This window comes from bacterium (assembly GCA_012517375.1).
Lineage (GTDB): Bacteria > Hydrothermota > Tepidihabitantia > B3-TA06 > B3-TA06 > JAAYVC01.
The window spans coordinates 1-10,997 of sequence record JAAYVC010000083.1; the positions used below are offsets into that span (position 1 = coordinate 1).

The 10,997-nt window shown below is 47.4% G+C and carries 13 protein-coding genes and 1 rRNA gene; 3 read left to right on the forward strand and 11 right to left on the reverse strand.

The features are described 5' to 3' along the window. Positions 1-335: 335 nt before the first annotated feature. Positions 336-450 (forward strand): 5S ribosomal RNA (gene rrf, locus GX441_08920). A gap of 78 nt (positions 451-528) precedes the next feature. Here the strand turns inward: rrf and GX441_08925 are convergent. From GX441_08925 to GX441_08940, 4 genes are all read right to left on the reverse strand, one after another. After that, complete coding sequence (locus tag GX441_08925) at positions 529-1,164, reverse strand: methyltransferase domain-containing protein (GenBank protein ID NLI98761.1); 636 nt, start codon at positions 1,162-1,164, stop codon at positions 529-531. Between the two features lie 2 nt (positions 1,165-1,166). After that, a complete protein-coding gene (locus tag GX441_08930) occupies positions 1,167-1,985 on the reverse strand; it encodes a DUF3473 domain-containing protein (GenBank protein NLI98762.1) in 819 nt (272 codons plus the stop codon). A 100-nt stretch (positions 1,986-2,085) separates the two neighbouring features. After that, positions 2,086-3,285, reverse strand: coding sequence for a glycosyltransferase (locus GX441_08935; protein ID NLI98763.1), 1,200 nt, complete (start codon positions 3,283-3,285; stop codon positions 2,086-2,088). After that, entirely contained in the window at positions 3,278-3,904 is a 627-nt protein-coding gene (locus GX441_08940) for a glycerol-3-phosphate acyltransferase (GenBank protein NLI98764.1), read from the reverse strand. Before GX441_08940 ends, GX441_08935 begins: the two co-directional genes overlap by 8 nt. A gap of 220 nt (positions 3,905-4,124) precedes the next feature. Between GX441_08940 and GX441_08945 the strand changes: the two genes are divergently transcribed. Both GX441_08945 and GX441_08950 read left to right on the forward strand, forming a co-directional pair. Continuing rightward, entirely contained in the window at positions 4,125-4,358 is a 234-nt protein-coding gene (locus tag GX441_08945; GenBank protein ID NLI98765.1) for a hypothetical protein, read from the forward strand. A gap of 105 nt (positions 4,359-4,463) precedes the next feature. Continuing rightward, positions 4,464-4,781 carry a tetratricopeptide repeat protein gene (locus GX441_08950; GenBank protein ID NLI98766.1) on the forward strand — a complete coding sequence of 106 codons (318 nt, stop codon included), beginning with the start codon at positions 4,464-4,466 and terminating at the stop codon, positions 4,779-4,781. 3 nt (positions 4,782-4,784) lie between these two features. Here the strand turns inward: GX441_08950 and GX441_08955 are convergent, their stop codons facing one another. The 7 genes from GX441_08955 to GX441_08985 form a co-directional block, all read right to left on the reverse strand. After that, positions 4,785-5,939 (reverse strand): glycosyltransferase, encoded by a 1,155-nt coding sequence (locus GX441_08955; protein ID NLI98767.1) that lies wholly within the window; start codon positions 5,937-5,939, stop codon positions 4,785-4,787. After that, positions 5,932-6,561, reverse strand: a complete 630-nt coding sequence (locus GX441_08960; GenBank protein NLI98768.1) for a hypothetical protein — start codon at positions 6,559-6,561, stop codon at positions 5,932-5,934. Before GX441_08960 ends, GX441_08955 begins: the two co-directional genes overlap by 8 nt. Continuing rightward, positions 6,545-8,092: a deoxyribodipyrimidine photo-lyase gene (locus GX441_08965; GenBank protein NLI98769.1), complete on the reverse strand. Its 1,548-nt coding sequence runs from the start codon at positions 8,090-8,092 to the stop codon at positions 6,545-6,547. The genes GX441_08960 and GX441_08965 overlap by 17 nt, the downstream gene beginning before the upstream one ends. After that, entirely contained in the window at positions 7,978-8,433 is a 456-nt protein-coding gene (locus GX441_08970) for a hypothetical protein (protein NLI98770.1), read from the reverse strand. The genes GX441_08965 and GX441_08970 overlap by 115 nt, the downstream gene beginning before the upstream one ends. A 43-nt stretch (positions 8,434-8,476) precedes the next feature. Next, entirely contained in the window at positions 8,477-9,124 is a 648-nt protein-coding gene (locus GX441_08975) for a hypothetical protein (protein ID NLI98771.1), read from the reverse strand. 178 nt (positions 9,125-9,302) lie between these two features. Further along, positions 9,303-10,412: a transglutaminase domain-containing protein gene (locus GX441_08980; protein NLI98772.1), complete on the reverse strand. Its 1,110-nt coding sequence runs from the start codon at positions 10,410-10,412 to the stop codon at positions 9,303-9,305. A gap of 106 nt (positions 10,413-10,518) precedes the next feature. Continuing rightward, the coding region (locus GX441_08985; GenBank protein NLI98773.1) for a tetratricopeptide repeat protein at positions 10,519-10,997 on the reverse strand (479 nt) is incomplete at its 5' end.

Here is a 10,997-nt window from a genome sequence, read left to right on the forward strand (position 1 = left end):
AATCGAACTGTCCCCCTTTTCCTTCCCCCCTTCTTCCCTTCATAAGGGGGGCAACTTTTACCCCACAAAATCGCTTCGCAATTTCGCGGGGACCCCGGGTTTTGTCCCATTTCTGACCATCTTTTGACCATCTTTTGACCAGCTTTTGACCAGCATTTGAGCATGAAACCTGACCTCATACCTTTAATCCTGACTTTGAAATCGTGATTGGAAGCGCTAAAGCCTGAACTAGTTTCTTGAAACTTGACAAGCGGTTTCTTTATAAGTATAATTCAATCTCAGAAGGGAAGAAAGGTTATATTGGACAAACTGTGATGTGTGTAGGTTAAGAATTTTCCGGCGGTTATACCGGGAGTGATCACCCGTTCCCATCCCGAACACGGTAGTTAAGCCTCCCAGGGCCGATGGTACTGCGCTCCTTAGGCGTGGGAGAGTAGGTCGCCGCCGAGCTATTGTAAGACCCACCTTGAAAGGTGGGTCTTTTCTTATCGTCCTAAAATTTCGTGAGTTAGAAAGTATCTCTCTGATTTATGAACCGGTAACAAAATACATAGGACCCATCCGCCGTATCTCCACGTGTCTGAATCCTGCGTCTTTCATCAATCTGCGAACGTCTCTCTCCGTGTAAAAATAAACAGGGCAGCCTCTTAAGTGCAATCGTATCTTGCGAGGAATCGTTCGCCAGTTCCACAAGACCGGAAAGCTCAGCATGACCTTTTCTTTCGTCAATTTTCTCATACGTATCAGGGCTGGCAATGGGTTTTTTATATAATCCAGAAGACCCATGCCTATACAGATATCAAATAAGTGGTCAGTATTGAAATCCATTATATCCGTGAGTATGAAGTCTGTCCTTGCGTCGAGGTGTTCGGCTTTTGCCCTGTTTCGGCATATCGTAAGCATTGTCGGTGAGACGTCTATGCCAACTACTCTTAAAGCGCCTCTGCGGCCGAGTTCCAGCGAATAAAGTCCTGTACCGCAGCCTGCGTCGAGAAAGGTCTTTTTATGAATGGGTTCAGATTTAAGCATTGCATACTCGAATCGCTTATACATGGCCCATCTAAAAACCTTGTCCAGTTGCGAGCCGAGTTTGCTTTTCTGGTGGGAGTAGATGGCATCAAAATTCAAGGCTTCTATGCTCCAGTATTCTCTTTGGGTAAGCATTCTCATATCCCTAAAACCTCACTTACGCTGGTGAATCTGAAGTCATCAAGCAGCTTCTCAAATCTGTAAGGCGCCTTATCAAGATTATGGTAATGTCTGAATCTGTTGAGTAGAGATAAGCCGATGCGGGGTTGCCCTGAATCAAGTTCCCATGGATGGAAGTAGAAAACTATGGGTCTCCCTTCTTTATTACATCGGGATAGTAATGTCTTTGTCAAACCGTAGGGGTAAAGCCTGAAATACCCACCGCCTCCGCAAGGTATCCTTTGTCCAGCTACTTCAACTGCACTCACAGGGACCTCGGTTATCTCGTTTGTAATCTTGTAGATAGATAGTTGAGAATCACCTACACCGTAGTCAGGATGAAACCCAATCGGAAAAATCGAAGAGTCGTATTTGATTCCGTGTCTCGTCATAATTTCGAATGCCCAGGATGTGTCTTCAATTATCGTAAAGGAAGGTGCCCGGTACCCTAAAACTGGAGTGCTTACAATATCTCCAATAATTTCTAATGATCTTTTCAAATCAGCGTTAAACTCATCCGGAGTCATTTCGGTTAGCGAAACATGTGAATACCCGTGAGAGGCGATTTCGTGGCCATGTCTGGCAACTTCTTTGACCAAGTCAGGCACCCGTTCGGCAAGCCAGCCGAGAACAAAAAAGGTAGCCTTTGTATTGTGGGCATCAAGTATATTGAGAAGCCTTTTTGTGTTAGCAATAACCCTTAATTCCTGGGAATTCCAATCATTTCTGCTCAAACCTTGTTCAAGTATGTGTCCGCAGAACCATTCTTCAAGATCGATTGACAAGGCATTAATCATAAAGTGGAATATACCCACAATCCCAAATAGGTCAATAAGCTATTGAGACGGTATCGAAGATCGGTTTTAGTGGTATCGCGGTAGAGATTTTTGATACCTGTTATAACGTTTTCTCTTTGTATTCGTTATGGACTTCTTCGCCTTCTTCAACCGCATTCTCGGTTTCTATTGCTCTGCCTTTCCAGATGTTCTGGCCTGTAATGGTCATCAACATTGAGCGAATAGCCATAATAACCCAAAGGAAAACACTCACAGGATACAGAAATGTCAGATACAATGGATAACGAAAACGCAGATGGGTAATACTCCAGACAAGAAAAGAAAAAAGAACAGTGATGAGAGCCAGAAGTACATTCGTCGCTGGAATCTTTCCACCTGCAAAAACCAGACCCAATAAGACAAACGGAAAGATGAACACGAGAGAAAGCCACATCCAGACAGGCAGGTATATAAGTATCTTCTTCCTGAAAGTTGCATAAAGATTCTTGCTGAAGCCCTCTGCAACCTCTTCGAGATTCGAATACATCCTGCAATTAACCATGTTAACTGCATCAAGCATTCTCCATTTAAGTCCGAATTGCTTGATTCTGCGTCCGAGTTCGACATCGTCCAGCACGCAATGCTTTACGGATTCAAAACCTCCAACTGCCTCGAGAGCTTTGCGGGAAAAGAGCATGAACTGACCAACCGAGATGGAGAATAAAGAAGAAGCGGAATTATGGGCAATCGTCATTGGAAAAAAAGTGGAGATGCCGAATGACATAATGGGAATCGTGAGTTTCTCTCCGAGGGTAAGCGCTTCTTCCTTAGGCAAGGCAGTTAGAAAATCGGCCTTCTCGCTAAAAAAAGCCGAAACTGCAAACCGCAGGCTTCTTGGGTTATGTCGCGTGTCAGCGTCTGTATAAAGAAGTAAATCCCCTGCGGCTGCATCCATAAGCTGTTTACACGCCCATGGCTTGCCTATCCATCCGGGAGGCAGACGCTTGCCTTTAACTATTCTCAGGCGCTTATCGGTTGCCATCATTGCTTTCAGTATCTTCCATGTATTGTCGGTCGATTCGTCATCCAGGACTACAACCTCATAGTTGGGATAATCCTGACTGAGGAGGCTGACAATGCAGGCGGCTATATTCGCCTCCTCGTTACGAGCAGGAACGAGTATTGAAACCATCGGGAGGTGTTTGGTTTCCGGATACGATTCAAGTTTCCTGAAATTGCGCAGGTTTGTAACCGCAATGACGATTAAAGCCGCGAGAAAAAAAATAGAGAGGATCTGTAACAAAACCCATACGTCACCCACGCAGCCCTCCTAAAATTCTTAGTATGTATGGTCTTGGTCTGAACGTTTGCTTGAGGTCGGATTTATGCTTGAATATTAAGATACACAGATTCCCGGTCCATATTGCCCAAAGAGGCAAATCTGCGCCTCTTATGAATATCCCCATAAAGACGAGGTAGCACAGAAATGCAAACATGGCAAGAATCACTGACCATGACGGCTGGTCAATTATAACATAGAAAATGCCGATGAGAATGCCGAGTACGAGAACGCCCTCCCATATCGTTATACCCGACCATACGCCAAGGGTTACTGCGATTGCTTTTCCGCCATTGAACTTCAAGAAAGGGGAGAAGGAGTGCCCTAAAATTGGAGCTAACGCAACCGGCACGAGGTTCCATCCATCAATACCGAATAGCCAATGAGCGAGCGCTACAGGAATTGCGCCTTTGGCGAAATCAAGAACCGCGCCAGGCAAGCCTATTTTGGGACCGCCCGCTTTCCAGGCGTTTGCCGCTCCCGGGTTTGAATCCCCGTAGTTTCTTACGTCCTGCTTGAGGAATATCTTTCCCAGCCAGTAAGAGAACATAAGCGACCCTGCAATAAACCCGATGAGGGTCCAAACCATTACATTGAGCATGAAACTCCCAGTTTCAATTTATACTCAAAATCCTAATATTGTCAAGCGGAATAGATTTTATTGTTTTTCATATATTTTGTTTAATTGATTGTCCATAGGCTTTACAATCTTTTGCTCTAGGTTGGCTTTATAATCAAGCGGTGTATCGTATGTTAATATGTCAGGGAGAGCGCTTTCCATTCTTTTCTTGATACTTGTTCCTGGGCATGAAGATGCGATTATGAAAGCCGATTATTATAAGTACAGTCATCCGGACAGCAGTTACTTAAAGAAAGGGGTGAATATTTGTTCACAAGTCCTTGAAGAACAACCGGAAAACGCCTTTGCTCTTTGGATGATAGCAAGATTTAAACTTGCACTTGCCGAGACTAGAAACACAAGAGACGAAAAGCTTAATATTTATGAAGAAGCGCTTAGTTACGCCGACAAGGCTGTGAATGAAGATCCGGCTTAAGCAGACGCGCACTACATCTATGTGGTTATTCTGGGTATAACGGCCCAGACAAGGGGATTTGTTGATTTTCTTATCCAGATTAAAAAAATCAAGGAAGAATTCGAGTTGGCACTTACAATAAATCCCAACCATTCAGGTGTATTGCATGGTCTGGGGATCTGGTATGCCGAGGCCTCGAACTTCTACCCGGTGTGGTCGAAGGACGCGCACGATTACCTGAACAAAGCGCTCAAATCTGACCAGAACAACTCCATGATCTACGTAACACTCGCCCGTCTTTACATAAGGGAGAAGAGGTTTGCTGAGGCGAGGAAGCTTCTTCAAAAGTGTCTGGGTCTCAACAACCCTACAGTGCCCGCCGAGTATTACAACTACTCAAAGCCTGAGTCGCAAAAGCTTTTAAAACAGATAGAAGGCAAGTAATAGCTAGAGCCTTCGCCCTTTCCAGGTTGCCTTTCCCGAAAGTGTTATGATAACCGAATAGTAAGCCATAATGAGTGTCAGCGCGAAGGTCGCCGGATAGAGAAAGACCGTCCAGAAGGGAAACCGGAACTTGAGGATGGTGATTGTCCAGAGAAGCATTGAAGCCAGAATCCCGGACAACGCAATCAACAGTGATAAGTCAGTTATCGGACCTCCTGATAATCTTACAGCAATGACGGCAAACGGCTCAAGAAAAACCGTAAAGAGAAATGTCCACACGAAAAGAAAAGGAATTATCCTGCGTCCGAATGCGGAGAATACCGTTTTGCCCAGACCGAGAAAAGATTCCTTGAAACCTCCATACATCCTGCAGACGACCGAAGACTGACCGTCGAAAAATCTCCACCTGTACCCGAGCTTTTTTATGCGCTGGCCGAAAGCCATATCGTCAACCTGCTTAGTCTTTATGGCGGGATACCCGCCAATCGCCTCGAATGCCTTACGCTTGAACATCATGAACTGACCAACAGTTGCAGAGAATATAGGCCATTTAACTGCGTGTGCGAAGGGTATGGACAAGAATCCGAGGATCGCAAAGGGCATGACAGGGATAAGCATAGCCTCGCCGAAGGACCCAGTCTCCTCTCGGGGCAGGGCGGTTAAAAGATCCGCGTTTTCGGCGATGAGAGCCGCGACTGCGGAGCTTATTGAATCGGGCTTATGTTTCGTGTCCGCGTCGGTAAAAAGAAATATTTCACCTGAGGCTGCTTCTGTCATTTGATGGCATGCCCAGTGTTTGCCGAACCATCTATCAGGCAATTTTTTCCCCTGCATAAGGATAAGTCTTGGAACCGTCCTGAATTTCTGCAGTATCTCCCACGTTCTGTCTGTCGATTGATCGTCGAGGGCTATGACCTCGAAATCAGGATAGTCCTGTGCAAGAAGCGACTCGATGCATTGTCCAATATTTTTCTCCTCGTTGCGCGTAGGCACCATTACCGAAACCTTTGGCAGTATCTTTGGAAATTGATATCGTCCTAGTTTGAATCTCCTTAGCGCAAAAACATTTACGATTGCTATCGCGATTATCACCGCAAGAAAGACGACGAGGCTTGCCTGGTGCTGGAGCCAGAAGTCTGTCAAGATGAGCTTAAGCATTTTTTGAACAAAGCAATCTCTCCAGCCACGGCCTCGGTAAGACAGGCGTTTTAATGTGCGGTATATATTTGATGAAGATTATGATGAAGTTGCCGAGCCAGATGGCAATGAGGTGATACTGGTTCGTAATGACAGCTTTGGGAATGACGTAAGCTCCAAAAAGCATTAGAGCTATGATTACTGACCATAGATTTATTTTTATGAAAGGCATAGTCAGAAGTACGGACAAACCGAAGGATGTCGGTCCTTCCCACAGCGTAAGCCCTGTCCACACGCCGAAGGTCGTTGCTGCAGCTTTACCGCCCGTGAAACGGAGAAAGATAGAAAAAGCGTGGCCTAAAACAGGCGCAAGGGTGACAGGAACCAGCCACCAGCCGGAGACACCGAATAGCCAGTAGGCGAGCCCAACCGGCACTGCGCCCTTGATAAAGTCGAGAAACATCGCAGGTATGCCAATCCATGCACCGCCTGCCCTGAAGGCATTGGAGGCGCCCGGGTTGCCGTCGTCAACTTGAGAGATATTCTTACTCTTGAAAAGTTTTACCAGCCATGCTGAAAACATGAGTGAGCCGGAAAGATAGCCAATCACGGTCCACAGGATAGAATTACATATTAAGGGCATTTGCTTCTCCAAAACAGATGTTGACGTAGGTGTCTACGTCGAACTTGCGTTTGCATCCTTCATAGCTCAGGTACCTTATCTTGCCGGATACCGGCCTCTCTCCCCATGCCCTGTCATGCAGTCCCCCTATCGACCAGGCTATGCCGGCGTAACCTGAGGGGTCTCTGCCGTCGAGTTCGTACTTGTCATTAAGGTAGACGGCAGTCCTTAAGGCCTCCTGCGCCGACTCCGACCACTCGAGGATCTTCTTGGCCCAGTACATGCGCATGTAGCCGTGCATCTTCCCTTTCGCAGCCATCTGAATCTGCGCCGCGTTCCACAGTTCGTCATGCGTTCTTGCCTGCTCGAACTCCTCAATGGAATAAAGATAGGGTCTTGGGTCCATCCGGTGATCGTTGAGAGTCTTCCTTGCCCATTCGGGGAAACCCTCTACTGAATCGTAGCGGGGTTCGTAAAAACAAAGATTGTCCGCCAGCTCCCTTCGAATAATGAGTTCCTCAAGAAAGGCGTCTTTTGCCGCTCGAGGAGCCGAAGATTTCATAATCTCCAGCGCCACCCTCTGAGCTGACAGCTGTCCGAAATGCAAATAGGGGGAGAGGTTCGATTGGGCTTTGCTGGTCGGATCGTTCCTCGCTTCCTTATATACGGCAAGGCGGTTTTCGATGAAATCCCTTAGCATCCCTGACCCTGCACTCGCTCCGGGCTTAAGCCAAGAGACCTTACCGACCGAAGAATCGGCCTTCAAACTTCGTCTTACATCCTGCCAGTTTATTTCGGGGGCTTCGTGCGGCCAGGGGATGGGGTGCCCTCCTAATTCAGGGAACTCCTCCATGAACTCGGGCAGGAGCCTGTTAATCTTAGGCCTTATCGTATAGGCCCCGTACTCCTTCTTGTCCGACGCTTGCCAGCATGCAACGATGTTGTGCGCGTCGACCTCGAAAAAAGGAATCCGGATTCTTTGGGCGACCTTTTCTTTCCACTCACGCTTGATTCTCAACGGGTCAAAATCGGTAACAAGAACCCCGACATTTTGTTTCTCAACGAATCGGGGGATCTCCTCCTCCGCCTTGCCTCGAAGAAGGAAGAAGGGGATACCCTTTCTTTCCAGCGTGCCTGACGTCTCCTCCAGACCGCGAAGCATGAAAGTGTATTGTCTCATCGCGGCGCCCAGGAACTCATCTCTGAGACTGAAAATGACGCAGAGAGGCTGGCCGCGCTCAATTGCGGTCTCTTGTGCATATAGCAGCGCCCAGTTATCCTCAGACCTCTGGTCGCGGGACATCCAGTAGGCAACAGGTCCGTTACTTGCCGGAAAATCCTTAAGAATCCTTATCCTTGATTGTAGAATCACGGAGGAAATTCCTTCTTTAAAGCCCGATTCACACCTTAATATAGCATTTCCCACTCGTGTGTCAACTATCCCTGATTCGTTTCGTGTCTTGCCGTTCTTCTCATAACTGTCAAAAATGAAGCGAAAACTGCCGCAAGCAACTGCAGGAAGGGTGAGATAATGATCATTAGCGCCAGCCATGAGACGAAGCTGGGCAAAGGCTCATAAAGGATCATGGGAATTCCGAAATTTCGAATATTGGCCCCGGGATGAAAGAACTCAGCGGCAGCAGGCAGCCAGAGGCCGGTCATGCCTACGAAAGTGATCCCTGATGCTATGAGCGAATCCCTCAGCGTCTTCTTAAGGACCTGCCCAATCTCGTTGCTTGATAAAAGATGCCTTCTTGCCAGGAACCAGCCGACCGGGAATCCTAAAAGAATGCAAAAGAACGGCACACCCATACCTGCACCTGTCGCCAATACATCGACTAAAACATAAATCGGAAGAATGATCCACCAGCGAAGCGTAGAGAATTTCTTCATGGTTTATTAAATCTGAATCACTTCTTCTGTCAACCTCAAACGATCAGAGACCCAACTGTATGGCGACTCCTGAGAGAAGAATAATGAATCCGCCAAGCGCGTGAACGTAGCGTTCAAGCTTTCCTAACTTGGCAAACTTAAGTCCGAAAGTCGAAAGGAGGACGATTGTCGTCATGGTAGCAATCGTTACAATGCCGAACACCAATGAAACGAGTATCACACCCAGTGTGCTTCCCTTTGCTGCAGGAAACATGAGAAGCGGAATCAGCGGTTCGCAAGGCCCCAGAACGAAGACGATGAAGAGTACCCATGGTGTAAGTTTCTTCTTGTCGTCCTTTGTATGTCCGATGTGCTTGTGCGGCTTGTTCCTGATTGCCTTGTACAAGCCCCAAGCCAGATATCCCGCTCCGAAAGCGATGAAAGCCCAGCCTGCGATTGAGCCTCTGATAGATTCGAACATCTCGAGTTTTGCAATGGCAATTCCCAGAGCCAGACCGATGAATCCCAGAACGATAGAACTGGCAACGTGCCCGATCCCGCATAGTATGGTGATTAAAGCTGTTTTCGTAGCCGACCAGTTGTTAGCCCTCGAGAGAACTATAAACGGAAGGTAGTGGTCGGGCCCCACCAGGGTGTGAATAAAACCTATCGTCGCGGCCGTACCGAGCAAGATTGGAAGCTGATTCGACAATTACATCTCCTTATTTAAACAACGGAACTTTGTCTTGAGTATACCTGAGCGTGCTATTTTTGTCAAATTCGTGCTACTTGTTATCCTTGATTGGGTTCAGAGCATGTTAGGGTCGATGTGAAGAATTTATTCGATTGCGAAGGAATTCAGTCCTCGTCCCAGCCCCAGTTATCGGATTTCATTCAACTATTATCGCTTTGTATTTTTTTGCTTGTCTTTTTGCGTATCCCACATCCGATTTTTTTCCTCCAAAGACGTATGCCTGCGAAAACGTTGTCTTTGAAGGCAGGCCAATGGTTTCAATCGACAAGGGATAAGATATCAGTCCTCCAGGCTGCATGAAATGAAATGTCCGCGAGATTCCGAGTTCGGGATGGTTTATCTCAATGTTGTTACCGACACTAAGAATCAGCCTTTCCGTGTATAGGTTTCCAAAGAGGTAGTTGTAATCCTTTGTAGGCATACCCATGTATTTTGCGTCGTAGTACAAAACAAGGTCGGATTTCGGCGGGGTCGTGAGCCCAGCGAAAATCTGAGCCACAGATGGGTCCACCGGCATCCAGCCATAGCCCGGAAGAAGGATCTCCGCCCACTGGTGCCCGGGCTGGTCGAGCCACGTGCAGGTTACGGTTCTTGCCGGTATCCCCAGACTCCTGCACATGGCGCAAAAGACGACGCTGAACTCGCCGCAGTCGCCTGAAAGGCGCTCGAAGGATTTTTCAGCGCCCCTTTCCTCAACGTCAGGGTATTTGTAGAGCATGTTTGCGATGACCCAGTCGAAGATCAGTCTTGCCTCGTTATATGGATTGGTCTCACTACCTGCCACCTCCTTAGCCTTGGCTTTGATTTCATCCGTGAGTTCAATCCATGGCTCCGATTTAGTGTACCTCTTGAACTCCTCGGATGCGGTATCATAAGGCTCTATATTCGACGGATCAACATCGGTCACGACCTCCGATCTTGTGAACGTGAAATCGTAATAAAAGCTGAACTCTTCCTTGTTCTTGAAATCCGTAACCCTCCAGAATACAGTTCTATTGCCGCTAAGAGTGTCTTCAACAATCTCATAAGGTTCCGGATTAATTTCGTTCACGGTTACAACCTGTCCTCTGTGCTGGGGCGGGAGGGTAACCCACAATCGGAGCTCTGCTGAATCCTCGACAACTTCCGGAATATCCACGAACGCCCAGAATCGGCCATTATCCGTCGTCGTGACCGCTTCAGGCAGCTCGGTCGAGCAGCCTGAAAATAAAAGTGAACTAAAGATCAATAGATACATCTTTTTCATAATTATCTCCAATTTTTTTCGAGATTTACAATGGTGATGACGAAATCGGCTCGTAAAGGTTACAAAAAGCCGCTCTCTCGGGCGGCCTCAAAACCTGAAGACGTTACTATCCGCCCTGGAGTTTAGCCAGGCGTTCCCGGGCAAACCCCAAGGAATTCTGGAAATCTATACCCGATTCGATAACTATCTCGAATTCCTTTTTCGCCGTATCTGGTTTACCTTTCTTCTGATAGCATTCACCAAGCAAGTTATGCGCCCATGCGTCCATTACCGGTTTGGTGCTGGCGCCTTTTCCGGCAATACTCCTAATGAGTACGGCTACGGCTTCGTCTATCCTGTCCTGGGCAAGATAGCACCTTCCCAGGTCAAACAACGCCTGGGCGTCTTCAGGATTATTCTCGAGCTTGGAGAGCAGTCCTTTTTCGGCCTTGTCATATTCTCCGGCGGATATGTAGCTGGGGGCCATTTTCTGCGTCGCAAGGTTTTGCGCAAAGTCTATATCCCTTGAGTGTTCACCGAACACATAAAAACCGGTTTGTATCGGTTTCGTTGATACACCCTCGGCATCAAACGCAGGCGGCATGG

Bases quoted from the DNA above. Each gene is read 5' to 3' on its own strand.
- GX441_08930 (NLI98762.1), bottom strand. From the start codon at position 1,985: ATGATTAATGCCTTGTCAATCGATCTTGAAGAATGGTTCTGCGGACAC.
- GX441_08955 (NLI98767.1), bottom strand. From the start codon at position 5,939: ATGCTTAAGCTCATCTTGACAGACTTCTGGCTCCAGCACCAGGCAAGC.
- GX441_08925 (NLI98761.1), bottom strand. From the start codon at position 1,164: ATGCTTACCCAAAGAGAATACTGGAGCATAGAAGCCTTGAATTTTGAT.
- GX441_08980 (NLI98772.1), bottom strand. From the start codon at position 10,412: ATGAAAAAGATGTATCTATTGATCTTTAGTTCACTTTTATTTTCAGGC.
- GX441_08945 (NLI98765.1), top strand. From the start codon at position 4,125: ATGAAAGCCGATTATTATAAGTACAGTCATCCGGACAGCAGTTACTTA.
- GX441_08965 (NLI98769.1), bottom strand. From the start codon at position 8,092: ATGGCTGGCGCTAATGATCATTATCTCACCCTTCCTGCAGTTGCTTGC.
- GX441_08940 (NLI98764.1), bottom strand. From the start codon at position 3,904: ATGCTCAATGTAATGGTTTGGACCCTCATCGGGTTTATTGCAGGGTCG.
- GX441_08970 (NLI98770.1), bottom strand. From the start codon at position 8,433: ATGAAGAAATTCTCTACGCTTCGCTGGTGGATCATTCTTCCGATTTAT.
- GX441_08960 (NLI98768.1), bottom strand. From the start codon at position 6,561: ATGCCCTTAATATGTAATTCTATCCTGTGGACCGTGATTGGCTATCTT.